Below are 14,653 nucleotides of genomic sequence, written 5' to 3'. Positions count from 1 at the left end.
GCGATGCTCGACCATGTGTCGATGCGCCAGGTGAGCCCCGTCTACGTCGGCCGCGGGCCGGAGCTGTCCAAGCTCCGCTCTCTGCTGGCCAGCGCTTCGGACGGCGAACCTGCGGTGGTGGTCGTCGGCGGGGACGCCGGGATCGGCAAGTCCCGCCTGATCGAGGAGTTCGTCCGGCCGCTGCTCGGCCCGGATCCCATGGGGTCCGGTGCCGGACGTGCGGATGATGCCGGCGGGACTCCTGTGACGGACGTTCGCGTACTCATCGGGGGCTGTGCGGAGCTCGGCGACGAGGGAGTGGCCTACGCCCCCTTCGTCGCGGCGCTCCGTCAGCTGCTGCGCGACTGGCCCGGCGCGTTCGGGGACGGCGACGGCGTGCGCCGCCGCGAGCTGGCGTGGCTGCTGCCCGAACTGGCCGAGGGGCTGTCCGTCGACGATTCGCCGCGCGGCGCGATGATGCGCCCGGCCGGTATGGAGCGGCACAGCGACGCGCTGCCGGCCGTGACGCGGGCCGGCGAGCAGTCGGTGCGGGGGCACCTGTTCGACGCCGTCCTGGGGCTCCTGGAGGACCTGGGATCGGCGGAGACGCTGCTGCTGGTCCTGGAGGACCTGCACTGGTCCGACCGGTCGACCCGGGACCTGCTGGGCTTCCTGTCGCGCTCGCTGCGCGACTCGCGGGTGCTGATCGTCGGCACCTACCGCACCGACGACCTGCACCGCGGGCATCCGCTGCGGCCGTTCCTGGCCGAGCTGGACCGGATCCGGGGCGTGCGGCGCATCGATCTGGGGCCGCTGACCACCGGCGAGACCGCCGAGCAGCTGGCCGCCATCTACGGCCGGACCGGCCGGGACCTGCCGCCGGGGTTCGCCGAGGAGGTGTTCGCGCGCGCCGAGGGGAACCCGTTCTTCACCGAGGAGCTGGCGTGCGCGGCGGACGGTTCGAGCCTGATGCCCTCCGACGTCGGCGGCTTCGCGCTGTCCGACACGCTGCGGGACCTGCTGCTGATCAAGGTGGAGCAGCTTCCCGAGCCCACGCAGCGGATGCTGCGGCTGTTGTCGGCCGCGCTGCCGCCGGTGGACCACCGCTTCCTGCTCCTGGTCACCGGGGCCACGGACGACGAGCTCAACGAGCAGATCCGGCCGGCGTTCCAGGCGCACATCCTGATCCCCGGCGAGACGCCGACGAGCTACCGGTTCCGGCACGCGCTGCTGCGCGAGGCCGTGCACAACGAGCTGCTGCCGGGTGAGCACTCCGCCCTGCACCGCAAGTACGCCGAGCTACTGGAGGCCGAGCCGTCGCTGGTCGCGGCCGAGGCCCGCGAAGTGGAGCTGGCGCACCACTGGTATTCGGCACGGGACTATCCGCGCGCCTATGACGCGGCGTTGAGTGCGGCCGAGGCCGCCGACGCGCGCTATGCGTACGTCGAAGAACACCAGATGCTGGAACGCGCGCTGGACCTGTGGGACCAGGTGCCTTCGCCGGGCCTGGACTACGCGCGGCTGCTCTACAAGACCGCCTGCGCCGCGCATCTGGCCGGGGATCCGCATCGTGCGCTGTCGCTGACCGACAAGGCCCTCAAGCGCGTCGAGCCAGATCAGGACCGCGAGCTGGCCGCGCTGCTGCACCACCTGCGCAGCCGGGACCACCACATCCTGGGACGCGGCGACGGCATGGCCGACATCTGGGCCGCGCTGGACCTGGTCGACGGCGAGTCCAGTCCGCAGGTGCGCGTGCAGATCACCAACAGCGCCTCGTTCATCAAGATGCTGACGTCCGACGACATCGACGCCGCGCTGCGCTTCGCCGAGGAGACGGCGGTCCTGGCGGACAAGATCGACTCGGACCTGTACCGGATCGCGGCGGCCATCACCAAGGGCACGGTGCTGGCCGGGCAGGTCTCGCTCGGCACGCACGAGGAGGGCCTGGCCATCCTGCGGCAGGCCATCATCGACAGCCTCGGCTACGGCGACCCGGGCATCATCGGCCGCGGCTACATCAACCTGTGCAGCGCGCTGGAGACGCTGGACCGGCACCAGGAGGCCGTGCAGGTGGCCCGGGCCGGGCTGGGCGAGCTGATGCGGCGCGGGGTGCGGCTGCGGGTGGCCGAGAGCATGCTGTGGCTGAACATGGCCGAATCGCTGATCGCGCTCGGCGACTGGGACCGCGCCAAGGCCGCGCTGAACTCCAGCCTGGACCTGGACCCGCCGGGCATCCACGGGGCCACGACGCACGAGTACCTGGCCGATCTGGCGCTGCTCAGCGGAGACGCGGAGCAGGCGCGCGGTGAGGCGGCGCTGGGGGCGCGGATCCCGAGCCGGACCTTCGAGCACCAATACGCGCTGCCGGGGATCCGTCGGGAGATCGAGAAGGCGGTGTGGCTGACCCGCTCGATCGGCGAGGCGCGCACGGCGTTCCAGGTCTTCCTGGACAAGCCGCAGTTCCTCGGCGACGAGCGGTACGCCTGGCGGGTGCTGACCGCGATGGCGATGGCCGAGGCCGACCACGCAGAGCTTTCTCGATCAATACAGCCGACGCGGGCCGCGGCGCGTTCCGGGACGTCGGCCGCCGACGCTGCGGGGTCGGCGATGGTCGCGGCGCTCGCCGAGCGGGCCGGGCGGCTTCCGGCGCTGACGCCGAGTCAGGCCGCGGCCGCCGCGCAGGTGGCGGCGGAGCTGGCACGTTGGCGGGGCGTCGCGGGGGCGACGGAGTGGGCCACGGCGAGCGAGCTGGCGGCCCGGGAGGGTGTGCACGCGCATCAGGCCGCGTACATCAACTTCCGCGCCTCCGAGGCGTGTGCCGCCAACGGCGATCGCGACCACGCCGCCGAGCTGCTGCGCCGTGCGGTGCAGGCGATCGCCACAATGCCGCAAGGGCCGCTGTGCCTGGAGGTGCAGGCGCTGGCCCGGCGCGCGCGGCTGGACATCAGCGACTGCATGCCGGCGGCGCCGGCGCCCGAGGGCGGCCGGGGCAACGACTCCGGCTCGCCGTTGGGACTGACGGCTCGCGAGCTGGAAGTGCTGTCGCTCGTGGCGCAGGGGCTTTCCAACCGGCAGATCGGCGAGCGGCTGTTCATCTCGACGAAGACGGCCAGTGTGCACGTGTCCAACATCCTTGCCAAACTGGGAGTTTCCGGACGCGGCGAGGCCGCCGCGGTGGCACATCGGCTGCGGGTTTTCGAACAGGCCTAAGGTTCGCGCCGCGATTCAGGGGACGAATATCGAGGACGCGAGTGCCGGTCACGTCCTGCGATCGTTTGGGAACCCTGCGCGATCCCTCATTCGGATGGATCGCCCCGCGCCGTTCCCGTGACGCGCCCCGGGAGAGGTCCACACTGATGGTTCGCGAGTTACGTCTTGCTGCGCCGTCCGTCGAAAGGCCGCCATGAAGTCACCGGTCATGCCCGCGATCGAGGAGCTGCTGCACGCGGCGTTCGACGCCGCGCCGATGCCGGCGGTACTCGCCGACGGCCCCGATCACCTGCTGTTGGCGGCCAACGACGCGTGCCTGGCGGACTTCGGGTCGGTGGCGTTGCGGCTGCCGGTCGGCGACGCCATCCCGGAGCTGGCCGCCACCGGTCTGCCCGCGGCCCTGGACCAGGCCTACGACACCCGGCGGCCGGTGCTGCTGCAGGACCGGCTGGTGCGGCGGCGCGGCGGGGACCGGTACTACACGCTGGTGTGTGTGCCGGCGCAGAACGGCGTGGCCGTGTTCTGCCGGGACGAGACCGAGCGGGTGCGGCGGGAGCAGGCGCTGCTGGAGGAGGAGACCCGCAACCGGAACCTGGCGGTGATGCTGCAGCGGTCGTTGCTGCCGCAGCGGATCGTGCAGCCGGACGAGATCCGGCTCGCGGCGTGCTACCTGCCGGCGCTGGTGCGCTACGAGGACGCCTCGCTGGACGACGAGCCGGTGCTGGAGGTCGGCGGCGACTGGTACGACGCGATCCCGCTGGGCGCCGGCCGGACCGCGCTGGTGGTGGGCGGCGTGACGCCGGAGGCCGGGGGCGTCGGGGTGCGGGCGGCGGCGGTGATGGGGCGGCTGCGCGCGGCGGTGCGGGCGTACGCCTCGCAGAACCTGCCGCCCGGCGAGGTGATGTACCACCTGGACCGGCACGCGCTGGACTTCGACGGCGAGCGCACCGGATCGCCGGTGGCGACGCTGGTGTACGCGGTGCACGACGCCGACAGCGGCTCGCTGACGTACGCGAACGCCGGGCACCTGCCCCCGCTGCTGCGGCTGCCGGACGGGTACGTGGCGGTGCTGGAGGGGGCCTCGGGGCCGTCGCTGGGCAGCGGGGACTGGACGTGGCAGGAGGCGGCCGTGGCGGTGCCGCCGGGGTCGTATCTGGCGTTCTACACGCAGGGACTGCTGGAGCGCGGCACCGGCGATCTGCGGCGGGTGTTCGCGCGGGCGCCGGAGGAGGAGACGCCGCGCCCCGGCGCGGGCCCGGTGGACCTGGTGCGCGACCACATCCTGGCCTCCATCGACCCGCTGTCGGTGTCCAGCGGCGGCCTGGACCCCGCCGGCGCGGTCCGCACGGACGACGTGGCCCTGCTGGTGGCGCACGTCCCGGCCTGGACCGGCGCGCACGCCGCGCTGTTCCGCTCGGCCTCGGTGGAACTGGTCGGCGGCCCGGAGATCGCCGCACACGCCCGCAGCTACACCGCCGGCGTCCTGACCACCTGGGGCGTCGCCGACGACCTGACGGACACCGCGGTCCTGGCGGTCAGCGAACTGGTCGCCAACGCCGTCACCCACGGCACCGCCCCGGTGGTGCTCCGCCTCCGCCGCACCGACCGCCGCCTGATCATCGACGTCGCCGACCAGTCCGACCACCTCCCCCGCCGCCGCCTGGCCCGCGAGACCGACGAGGACGGCCGCGGGATCAGCATCATCGCGGCGGTGGCGGCGGTTTGGGGCGCGCGGCCGCTGCCGGAGGGGAAGTCGGTGTGGTGCGAGTTCGAGTTCTGAGGGGTTCTGAGGGCGCGATAGCTCAGCGTCACCGGCGACTGCGGGCCGACCGGGCGCAGTGCCGGTGAGCACGGCGTCAGCGGACGACCAGCTACAGCCGGGCGGCGTGCCCGGCGATTGATTCAGGCGATCGCGGCGATGTCGCCGTCGTCGAAGTAAATGGCCTGGTGCAGTCGGCCGCCGAGGGCGACCGCGTACCGGGCCAGGACCTCCTGGCCGGACATCTTGCCTTGCTCTATCTGCGAGATGCGGCCCTTTGTGACGCCCATGTGGTCAGCCACCTGCTGCTGGGTCAGGCCTCGGCTACGCCTGACCTCCGCCAACCGGTGACCCATCATCTCGGCACGAAGGCGCGCCTTGCCCTCCGCAATGGCCTCCTCACCGCCAGCTCGCTCCACGAACTCGGCGCGGATGTCGCTCCACTTCACGTACCCGGGCTTCGTCATCGCTGGTCGTCCTCCTCAGCCGCTCGGTCCTCTAAATATCGGTGATACCGCTGCTCAGCCAGCGGGATCGCCTCGTCGTACCACTGCTGCCACTGCCCAGCCTTGTCGCCGGCCACCAGCAGAATGCTTGATCGCCAAGGGTCGAAGACAAACAGAATGCGGATCGTACCCGGGCGTAGTTCTTTAAGATTGGCAAGCACCGACCCACGGATCCTGTCCACCAACGGCCGACCCAGGCTTGGGCCTTCCTCTGCGAGTACGTCGAGTGTCTCGGTGACCCGCTTGCGAGTGTTGGCGTCGAGCGCCCAGATCCACTCCAGCACCTCGTCGACAACGTAGATCGCCCACTGGTCTTCGTTGTTCATGCTCCCCGAGTATAGCAGGCGCTAAACCTATTTCGACTCCAACTCTCACTCTCCGTACTCACCACCCCGAAAACCACCCCGTCCACCAGGCCGCATCGACCGGGCTTGCCGGCGGCCCGTATATTGCAAGCAGCCGCTGCCAACCCCTCAAGACGCCCTGCCGCCCGAGGCGGGTCGGGCGATAGCATGGGGCTTCGGGTTGTCGGCCGCCGGCCCATCGCGCGGTCGGCGGGGGGACATCGATCTCAGGAGCTGACGGATGAGTGTGGCGGGCGCTGTCGCCTGGCCGGCGCGCACCACCATATGGTGGCCGCGCCGGCGTCGAGCGACCGTCGTCGCGGGCGCTCCTGCGAGCGGGGTGGCCGCTGTGCTGGCCGCGCTGCGGGAGGCGCTGAACACCCCGACCGAGGACGCCGAGGGCGACCTTTCCGCGAGCGGGAACCATCCGCTGGCGATGATCGGCGGGAGCACCGCTCCGCGCGGGCACCGGGCGTTGCAGCCCGGGGCGGGGCCTTCGCTGGCCGACCTCTATTACGCGCACCGCCTTTCGCTGGTTCGCTTGGCGATCCTGCTCGTCGACGACAAGATGTCGGCCGAGGACGTCGTGCAGGACTCCTTCACCGGCCTGTGGCGGCGTTACGGCGACGACCTCACCGGCATGGAGAACCCGCTCGGCTACCTGCGCACCGCCGTGGTGAACAACGCGCGCTCGGTGCTGCGCCGGCGCAAGACCGCGCGTGGCTACACCCCGCCGCACGTGCCGGACGCCGCCAGCGCCGAGTCCGTGGCGCTGCTGTCCGAGGAGCACCGCGAGGTGCTGGAGGCGATGCAGAAGCTGCCGCCGCGCCAGCGCGAGGTCCTGGTCCTGCGCTACTGGTCGGACCTGTCCGAGGCGGACATCGCCGACGCGCTGGGGATCAGCCGGGGCACCGTGAAGTCCACGGCGAGCCGCGGGCTGGAAGCGCTCGGGAAGCTGCTCAAGGCCTGACGCCACCTGGAAGGCTGACGCCGCTCAAAGGCGACGTCACTCAAGGCCTGAAGCCACTCAAGCCACCCAGCGCCTGACCGAACTCAAGGGCCGACCCTGCCCGGGGGCTGAAATGCCCGCCCATCGTCACTCCCAGGAGTGAATCAGTATCACGGTTTGCCAAATTCTGCCGTGAGACTCTCGAAACCCTATTGAGTTCTCTGTTGAATTAGAGCACGCTGCCTTGCTACACCCAACGTTTCTGACGACCCGTCAGGTGGTAGCACTCGATGACCTCCGCGCGCTCCCCGCGATCCCGATTCCATAATCACCAGCTAGCCACAGCGCTCACCGTCGCGGCCCTGTCGCTGTCCCTCGGCGCCTGCGGCGCGCGCCTGTCCGCCGACCAGAGAGCCGCGGCGATCGCGTACGGCCAGGGCCACGGCGACGGCTCGCAGAACGCCGACGGCTCCCAGACCTCCGGCGCCAACGGCACCGGCGGGACGACCGGCGGCACCGGCACCACCGGAGGCACGACCGGTGGCGCCTCCGGAGGCGGTACCTCCGGCGGCGCCAGCGGTGGTTCCTCCGGAGGCGCGGCCGGCGGAAGCTCCGGCGGCGGAACCACAGGCGGCACCGGCGGCACGTCCGGAGGCAAGACCACCGGCGGCACCAGCGGCGGCAAGACCACGGGCGGCACAGGCGGCACCACCGGCGGCTCGGGCGGCTCCGGCGGCACGGGAGGCGGCAGCGGCGGCAGCGGCGGCAGCACCGGCGGACCCGGAGGTCCGGGCTCTGACACCTGCGCCGGCACCGCCACCGGCTCCAGCGCCACCGGCGTGACCGCGACCAGCATCAGCATCGGCAACGCCAGCGACCTGTCCGGCCCGATCGGCGGCCTGTTCAGCTCGGCCCCGCAGGCCGTCCAGGCCTACGTGGCCTACTACAACGCGAGCCACCCGAACGGCATCTGCGGCCGCAAACTCACCGTGCACTCCTACGACTCGCAGACCTCTGACTCCGGCGACAACCAGCAGACGCTGACCGCCTGCCAGTCCGACTTCGCGCTGGTCGGCTCGGTCTCGGCCTTCGACTCCGGCGGCGCGACGTCCGCGGCTCAGTGCGGGATCCCGGACCTGCAAGCGGTGAGCACCACCCGCGCACGCCAGACCTGCGCGGTCTGTTTTGGAACAGACTCGCAACAATTGCCGTTGGTCCCCCAGGTGCAACCGGACTTCTGGAACAAGCAGTTCCCGGGCGCAAGCGCTAAGGCAGCGTTCTTGTACGTGGACACCGGAACCACCTCGCAGCAGGCGAAATCCTGGGAACAGGCCTACGCCAAGGACGGCTTCACCTGGGTCCTGGACCAGCCGATCGGCATCTCGGAGTCGAACTACACGCCCTACGTCGTGAAGATGCAGAACGCCGGCGTGCAGTACGTGCAGTTCCTCGGCGCCTTCCAGGAGGCCGCGACCCTCGCGCAGGCCATGCAGCAGCAGGGTTTCACGCCGAAGGTCTTCGTCCTGGACCCGACCGGCTACGACCCGAACTACGTCCAGCAGGCCGGCTCGGCAGCGAACAACACCTACGTCTTCAGCAACGCGGCCATGTTCGAGGAGGCGGGTTCGAACCCTGAGTTGCAGCTCTACACCAAGTGGCTGCACCAGGTCGCCCCCGGCGCCGTACCGACCTACTTCGGGATGTTCGCCTGGTCCTCGGCCGAGCTGTTCACCCGGCTGGCCAACCAGATCGGGCCGAACCTCACCCGGCAGGCGATGGTGCAGGCGTTGTCCGGCGTGCACAACTACACCGGCAACGGCCTGTTCGCCCCGCAGGACATCGGCGGCAAGAAGACCTCGCCCTGCGCGCTGTTCATGCAGTTCACCGGGTCGGCCTGGAAGCGCGTGTCCCCCGGCTCGGGCTGGACCTGCGGGAACCTCATCAACTCCGGCGTCAGCTGAGAGCGGCCGCGTGGGATGAACGTCTTCCTGACGTACACCGTCCTGGGCCTGGTCATCGGGGCCTCGTACGCCATCGCGGCGTCCGGGCTGGTCCTGACCTACGCCACCACCCGCATCTTCAACGTCGCGCACGGCGCCACCGCCATGGTCATGGCGTTCGTGTACTGGGAGCTGGCCTACAACCAGGGCCTGTCCAACTGGCTCGCGGTGCTGATCGTGGTGTTCGGGGTGGCGCCCTTGTTCGGCGCGCTGCTGGAGCGCTGGGTCATCCGGCGGGTCGCGGACTCCGGGGTCGGGGTCACGCTGGTGGTGACCTGCGCGGTGCTGGTCGGGCTGATCGGCGCCGCGGAGAAGGTCTGGCCGCCGGGCGTGCACCAGGTGCAGCAGTTCTTCGCCGGGCACGGCCTCACCGTCGGCATGGTGCGGATCACCGGCAACGAGCTGCTGACCGTGGCGCTGGCGGTGGTCACCGGGGCCGCGCTGTGGGCGTTCCTGACGTTCACCCGGCTCGGCGTCGCGATGCGCGCGGCGGTGGACGACAAGGAACTGCTGGCGCTGCACGGCGGCCGGCCGAACCTGATGTCCTCGATCGCCTGGGCCATGGGCTCGGCGCTGGCCGCGCTGGCCGGGATCCTGCTGGTCTCCTCGCAGCCCAGCGAGCTGAACTACATATCCCTGACGCTCCTGGTGGTGAACTCCTACGCCGCGGCGATGGCCGGCCGGCTGACCAGCCTGCCGCGGACCTTCGCCGGGGCGCTGGTGCTGGGGCTGCTGAACGCGTACGCGTCCGGGTACTTGTGGACCGGTCCGGGGTGGACCGGGTTCCGTGAGGCGATCCCGGCCATCTTCCTGCTGTTGATGCTGTTGCTGATGCCGCAGGCGCAGCTGCGCGTCGGACGGCTGGCCGGCGTGCCGGGCGTGCGGACGCCGGAGATGCGCCGCGTCACGCTGGCATCGGCGTTGCTGCTGCTCGCTGTGGTCTTCGGCAACTCAGTGCTCAGCGAAGTCAACGTGAACCGGATGGCGCTCGGGCTGTGCTTCGCGATCCTGGCGCTGTCCCTGGTGCCGTTGACCGGGTTCAGCGGATACGTGTCCCTGGCCCAGTTCAGCTTCTTCGGCGTCGGCGCGCTGACGGTCGCCAAGCTGCACTCCTCGGCGCCGACCGCGGTCCTGGCCGGAGCGGTGCTCGCGGCGGTGGCCGGGATCCTGGTGGCGTTGCCGTCGTTGCGATTGCAGGGTTTGTACCTGGCGCTGTCGACGATCGCGTTCGCGCAGATCATGGACACGATGGTGTTCCAGAACCCGTCGCTCGGCGGGTTCGGCGGGTCGCTGACGACCAAGCGCCTGGACATGTTCGGATACCGCTTCACCTCCGACAAGGCTTACGCCATCTTGGCCGCGGCGGTCTTCTGCGTCCTCGGGGCCGCGGTCATCGTGCTCCGGAAAGGCCGGTACGGCAGGGTTCTGATCGCCCTGCGGGACTCCCCCGCGGCCTGCGCCACGCTGGGACTGAACCCGCGGACGGCGCGGGTCGCGGTGTTCGGGGCCTCGGCGGCCGTGGCCGGGCTCGGCGGCGGACTGTACGCCGGGCTCCAGAACCAAGTCGGCAGCACCAACTTCCAGTTCTTCAACAGCCTGCCGCTGTTGCTGATCGTGGTGTGCGCGGGCGTCACGTCGGTGAGCGGCGCGCTGCTCGGCGGGATGTTGCTGATGGCGCTGAACAGCTATCCGAGCGCGCAGGCCTACCTGTTCCTGATCCTCGCGGTCGCCGCGATCGGGCTCGGCAAGCAGCCGAACGGGATCACCGGGTGGCTGTTCTCCTTGCGGGACAACCCTTTGGGCGCGCGGCTCGGGATCGGGTCGGCGGGGATCGCGCGCGGCATCGCCGCCCGGTCCGTGGAGAGTCAGGGTTCTGGGACTCGCAGGTCGGCGAGCGACGGATCGGGAGCCGGCGGATCAGGAGCCGGCGGATCGGTCGCGGTCGGGGAGAACGCGGAGGTCGAGGCGTGACCCGGTTGGACGTGAAGGAGGTGACGGTCCGCTTCGGCGGCGTCACCGCGGTGGACCAGGCCACGATCTCCGCCGACGGCGGGCAGGTGACCGCGCTGATCGGGCCGAACGGGGCCGGGAAGACCACGCTGTTCAACGTGGTCACCGGGTTGCAGCGGCCGACCTCCGGCCGGGTGTTCCTGGACGGCGACGACATCACGCACACCCCCACGCACCGCCGGGCCCGGCACGGGATCGCGCGGACCTTCCAGCGGCTGGAGGCGTTCGGCTCGCTGACCGTCGAGGAGAACATCCGGGTCGCCGCGGACGCCGTGCGGACCAAGGACGCCAAGCCGGCGCAGGTGACCCGGGGGCTGATCAAGCGGATCGGGCTGGAGCGCTACGCGAACGCCCGCGCCGACGCGGTGCCGACCGGCGTCGCGCGGCTCGTGGAGCTGGCGCGGGCGCTGGCGATCGACCCGGAGTTGCTGCTGCTGGACGAGCCGTCCTCGGGGCTGTCGGAGGAGGAGACCGATTCCTTCGGCGAGCTGCTGCGGGATCTGGCGGCGCAGGGGCGGGCCGTGCTGATCGTGGAGCACGACATGGGGCTGATCATGCGGGTCTCCGACCGGATCCACGTGCTGGACCGGGGACGGCTGATCGCCTCCGGGACGCCGGCCGAGGTGCAGGCGGATCCGTTGGTGCGCAAGGCGTATCTCGGCGAGGAGGACGCTCCGGAGCCCGGCGAGGACGCGGCCGACGACGACGGCGATCCGATCAAGCTCGCCCTGCCCGACAGCACACTGCTACTGCCGCCGCTGGACCCCGATGACCTCGATGACCCCGACGACGACCCGCTGTCGCCGCCACCACTGCCCAAGAGTCCCGGGCCGGGGACGGGAGGCTGGTTCTGATGGCGCCGATCCTGGAGCTGGAGGACGTGCACGCCGCGTACGGCCGGATCGAGGTCCTGCACGGCGTGAACCTCGCGGTGCCGCGCGGCGCCGTCGTCGCCCTGCTCGGGCCGAACGGCGCCGGCAAGACGACGCTGATGAAGGTCTGCTCGGGTCGCCTGCGCGCGACATCAGGGCACGTACACCTCGGCGGTTCGCACGTGAACAACGCGGCGCCGGACGCGCTGGCCCGCGCCGGACTGTGCACGATCCCCGAGGGCCGCGGCATCTTCCCGAACCTGACGGTCGCGGAGAACCTGCGGCTGTCCGGGCTGGCCGGGCAGGCCTCGGCGGCGGAGATCTACGAGACCGCGTTCACCCGCTTCCCGCGGCTGGCCGAGCGGTACGACCAGCTGGCCGGGTCGATGTCGGGCGGCGAGCAGCAGATGCTCGCCATGGCCCGGGCGCTGGTGACGAACCCGGCGGTGCTGCTGGTCGACGAGCTGTCGATGGGCCTGGCGCCGCTGATCGTGAGGCAGCTGTACGACGTGCTCGGGCAGATCGCGGAGCAGGGCGTGACCGTGGTCGCGGTGGAGCAGTTCGCTGACATGGCGTTGCGGGTCGCGGACTTCGCGGCGGTGATGACGCACGGCAGGATCGTGGCCTTCGACGAGCCGGAGGTCATCCGGCGGGATCTGGCCGCGTTGTATTTGGGAGGTGCGGCAGCGTGAGTTCTGGGCGTTTTCGGCGTTCTCGGTGTTCTCAGCGTTCTCAGCGTTCTGGAAGTTCGTACAGACCAAGTGTCCGGCGCGGCGGTGCGGCCGCCGCGGCGGTGGCGCTCGGGGTGCTGGGCGCGCCGGCGGTGTGGGCCGGTCCCGCCCCGTCGGCGCCCGCGGCACCGGCGCCGAGCCCGGCCGACGGCGGGTCCTCGGCGGGCCTGGGCGGCTGGACCGTCTCGGCCTCGGCGGCGCCGATCACCATGGAGATCTACGATCCGAAGATCCCGATCCCGGCCCAGCCGGGGCAGCCGAACCTGGAGTTCGACCTGTCCTTCACCCGGGCGAGCTACGGCTCCGGGCCGACCGGGGCGGCGACGGCCAGCTGGATGTGGCCCGGGGACGCGATCGCGTTCGGGCTGGGGCAGCTGTTCAACAGCCCGAACGTGAAGTACCCGATTCTGACGAACGTGCAGTTCCCGGGGTCTACCAACGACGCCACGATGCAGCCGATCCCCGGCTCCTACATGCAGTCGCACACCGACTCCAACGGCTCGACGTCGACCTCGACGTTCGGGCTGCCGCTGCCCGGGACCGGGCCCTCGCTGCCGGGGTCGTCGCCGACGAGCGCGCCGTCGTCGGCACCGTCCGCACCCTCCGGACTGCTCGGCGGTCTGCTGGGCGGCGGGGCGCTGCCCCCGCTGCAACTGCCGGACCTCGGGACGCTCATCAAGTTCCTCACCGGGCAGTCGGCGCTGGTGGACGTGCAGGGCGAGCGGTCGCAGTCCTCGGCGACGGTGACCGACGGGCACGCCGTCGCCACCGCGGAGTCGGACGCCGGGAAGCTGCTGCTGCTCGGCGGGCTGATCGAGTTCGACGGCCTGAAGGTCACCTCGCAGAGCACGTCGGACGGGGTCAAGGGGACCGCGGCCGGGAACGTCGACTACGGCTCGATGTCGGTGGCCGGGGTGACGTTCGGGATCACGGCGAACGGGATCCAGACGCCGTTCGGGCCGATCGCGCTGCCGCAGCTGCCGGACACGGTGAACCAGCTGCTGGCGCCGTTGGGGATCTCGGTCGCGCTGCCGGCCGCCGCCGACGTCTCGAAGGACACCGCGGGCGAGATGTTCAGCCACGGGCTGCAGGTCACCATCGACACCGCGAAGCTGAAGGCGATGCTGCCGCTGACGCCGGTGCTGACGCAGCTGTTCGCGCAGATCCCGCCGTCGCTGACCAGCGGGCTGCCGGCGCCGGTGGCCAGCATCATCCAGACCCTGCCGCAGCTGGCGCCGAAGATCGTGCTGACCATCGGGTCGGCGAAGTCGAAGGCGAACGCCTCGCAGGCGATCAACCTGTCGGGCGGCGCCACCGGCGGGCCGAGCTCGCCGCCGTCCAGCAGCGCGGCGGGTTCCTCGTCATCGACGAGCGGCGGCGGCAGCAGCACCAGCGGAACGAGCACCGGCGGCTCCGGCACGAGCGGCACGTCCGGCGGCAGCACCGGCGGCACCGTCGGCGGCACGACCGGCGGCGGCAGCGTGGGCGGCGGGACCAGCGGGGGCACCGTCGGCGGTGGCACCTCGGGCGGCGGCACGACCGGCGGCTCGACCGGCGGCGCCACGGGCGGCATGGCGCCGGCCCCGCCGATGCAGAACACGGCCACGAAGGTGACGCCGGCGGCCTTCGGTGGCCTGCCGGGGCAGCTGCTGCTCGGCGCGGCCGTGGTGGCGTGCGTAGCGGCCTGGGGGCTGCGGAAGTACAGCACGCTGCTGTTCGGTGGCGCGGGCTGCGAGGCCGGGCGCACGACCGGGGTGCCGGACCTGCGGGAGTTCGAGGAATGACGGGCCCGGCGACGACCACACCGGAAGCGGCGACACAGTCAGCGGCAGCACATCCGAAGGCGGCACGGCACGCTCTGGAGGGCGATCGATGAGCACTGCGAAGACCTGGGCGGGGCGCGCGATGAACGGCCAGCTGCGCACCGGCGCCGTCGCGGCCCGGCCGAAGACCCGGACGACGGAGTCCGAACGCCTGATGCAGCAAGGCCTGTCGCTGGCCGGAAGCCTGCTGATGCCCCTGGGCCTGCTGGCGATCGGCCTCGGCTGGTACGGGGCGGCGCACACCCCGTACACCTTCGAGCAGGTGGCGTACCTGGTGTCCGGCGGGATCGGCGGGCTGGCGCTGACCACACTCGGCGGGTTCTTGTTCTTCGGATCCTGGCTGGCCCGCATCGCGCACCAGCAGCGACAGCAGACGGAGTTGCTGGCCGGGGAGATCGCCCGGCTCGCGGACGCGATTCTGGCCCTGGAGAGCGGGGACTGAGGCACCACACGACACCGCGGGCCCCGTT

The 14,653-nt window shown here is 71.5% G+C and carries 11 protein-coding genes; 9 read left to right on the top strand and 2 right to left on the bottom strand.

Going from position 1 to position 14,653, the window contains the following annotated elements; translation table 11 throughout:
- The first annotated feature begins 21 nt into the window (after nucleotides 1-21).
- Nucleotides 22-3,189 carry a helix-turn-helix transcriptional regulator gene (locus tag GWK61_RS59375; protein WP_194906827.1) on the top strand — a complete coding sequence of 1,056 codons (3,168 nt, stop codon included), beginning with the start codon at nucleotides 22-24 and terminating at the stop codon, nucleotides 3,187-3,189.
- A gap of 193 nt (nucleotides 3,190-3,382) precedes the next feature.
- Nucleotides 3,383-4,969 carry an ATP-binding SpoIIE family protein phosphatase gene (locus tag GWK61_RS08555; protein ID WP_194906825.1) on the top strand — a complete coding sequence of 529 codons (1,587 nt, stop codon included), beginning with the start codon at nucleotides 3,383-3,385 and terminating at the stop codon, nucleotides 4,967-4,969.
- A gap of 122 nt (nucleotides 4,970-5,091) precedes the next feature.
- Here the strand turns inward: GWK61_RS08555 and GWK61_RS08550 are convergent, their stop codons facing one another.
- Entirely contained in the window at nucleotides 5,092-5,415 is a 324-nt protein-coding gene (locus GWK61_RS08550; RefSeq protein WP_194906823.1) for a helix-turn-helix domain-containing protein, read from the bottom strand.
- On the bottom strand, nucleotides 5,412-5,780 hold the full coding sequence (locus GWK61_RS08545) for a type II toxin-antitoxin system RelE/ParE family toxin (protein ID WP_194906821.1): 369 nt from the start codon (nucleotides 5,778-5,780) through the stop codon (nucleotides 5,412-5,414). The genes GWK61_RS08550 and GWK61_RS08545 overlap by 4 nt, the downstream gene beginning before the upstream one ends.
- Before the next feature lie 454 nt (nucleotides 5,781-6,234).
- On the opposite strand from GWK61_RS08545, the gene GWK61_RS08540 reads away from it, so the two are divergent.
- From GWK61_RS08540 to GWK61_RS08510, 7 genes are all read left to right on the top strand, one after another.
- Nucleotides 6,235-6,768: an RNA polymerase sigma factor gene (locus GWK61_RS08540; RefSeq protein WP_194906869.1), complete on the top strand. Its 534-nt coding sequence runs from the start codon at nucleotides 6,235-6,237 to the stop codon at nucleotides 6,766-6,768.
- 269 nt (nucleotides 6,769-7,037) lie between these two features.
- Nucleotides 7,038-8,708 (top strand): ABC transporter substrate-binding protein, encoded by a 1,671-nt coding sequence (locus tag GWK61_RS08535; RefSeq protein ID WP_194906819.1) that lies wholly within the window; start codon nucleotides 7,038-7,040, stop codon nucleotides 8,706-8,708.
- Nucleotides 8,709-8,723: 15 nt separating this feature from the next.
- Complete coding sequence (locus tag GWK61_RS08530) at nucleotides 8,724-10,718, top strand: branched-chain amino acid ABC transporter permease (RefSeq protein ID WP_194906817.1); 1,995 nt, start codon at nucleotides 8,724-8,726, stop codon at nucleotides 10,716-10,718.
- Nucleotides 10,715-11,611 (top strand): ABC transporter ATP-binding protein, encoded by an 897-nt coding sequence (locus tag GWK61_RS08525; RefSeq protein ID WP_194906816.1) that lies wholly within the window; start codon nucleotides 10,715-10,717, stop codon nucleotides 11,609-11,611. The genes GWK61_RS08530 and GWK61_RS08525 overlap by 4 nt, the downstream gene beginning before the upstream one ends.
- Complete coding sequence (locus tag GWK61_RS08520; protein WP_194906814.1) at nucleotides 11,611-12,321, top strand: ABC transporter ATP-binding protein; 711 nt, start codon at nucleotides 11,611-11,613, stop codon at nucleotides 12,319-12,321. The genes GWK61_RS08525 and GWK61_RS08520 overlap by 1 nt, the downstream gene beginning before the upstream one ends.
- Before the next feature lie 101 nt (nucleotides 12,322-12,422).
- Entirely contained in the window at nucleotides 12,423-14,144 is a 1,722-nt protein-coding gene (locus GWK61_RS08515; RefSeq protein WP_194906813.1) for a choice-of-anchor P family protein, read from the top strand.
- Nucleotides 14,145-14,232: 88 nt separating this feature from the next.
- Complete coding sequence (locus tag GWK61_RS08510) at nucleotides 14,233-14,625, top strand: hypothetical protein (RefSeq protein ID WP_194906811.1); 393 nt, start codon at nucleotides 14,233-14,235, stop codon at nucleotides 14,623-14,625.
- Nucleotides 14,626-14,653 lie beyond the last annotated feature (28 nt).

Origin of the sequence: Catenulispora rubra, from assembly GCF_015356825.1 — a bacterium.
GTDB lineage: Bacteria > Actinomycetota > Actinomycetes > Streptomycetales > Catenulisporaceae > Catenulispora > Catenulispora rubra.
This window is presented reverse-complemented; position numbering and strand designations above follow the sequence as displayed.

What these genes read in the sequence shown, in the direction of transcription:
- GWK61_RS59375 (WP_194906827.1), top strand. Translation starts at nt 22, where the DNA reads ATGCGCCAGGTGAGCCCCGTCTACGTCGGCCGCGGGCCGGAGCTGTCC.
- GWK61_RS08555 (WP_194906825.1), top strand. Translation starts at nt 3,383, where the DNA reads ATGAAGTCACCGGTCATGCCCGCGATCGAGGAGCTGCTGCACGCGGCG.
- GWK61_RS08550 (WP_194906823.1), bottom strand. Translation starts at nt 5,415, where the DNA reads ATGACGAAGCCCGGGTACGTGAAGTGGAGCGACATCCGCGCCGAGTTC.
- GWK61_RS08545 (WP_194906821.1), bottom strand. Translation starts at nt 5,780, where the DNA reads ATGAACAACGAAGACCAGTGGGCGATCTACGTTGTCGACGAGGTGCTG.
- GWK61_RS08540 (WP_194906869.1), top strand. Translation starts at nt 6,235, where the DNA reads ATGATCGGCGGGAGCACCGCTCCGCGCGGGCACCGGGCGTTGCAGCCC.
- GWK61_RS08535 (WP_194906819.1), top strand. Translation starts at nt 7,038, where the DNA reads ATGACCTCCGCGCGCTCCCCGCGATCCCGATTCCATAATCACCAGCTA.
- GWK61_RS08530 (WP_194906817.1), top strand. Translation starts at nt 8,724, where the DNA reads ATGAACGTCTTCCTGACGTACACCGTCCTGGGCCTGGTCATCGGGGCC.
- GWK61_RS08520 (WP_194906814.1), top strand. Translation starts at nt 11,611, where the DNA reads ATGGCGCCGATCCTGGAGCTGGAGGACGTGCACGCCGCGTACGGCCGG.
- GWK61_RS08510 (WP_194906811.1), top strand. Translation starts at nt 14,233, where the DNA reads ATGAGCACTGCGAAGACCTGGGCGGGGCGCGCGATGAACGGCCAGCTG.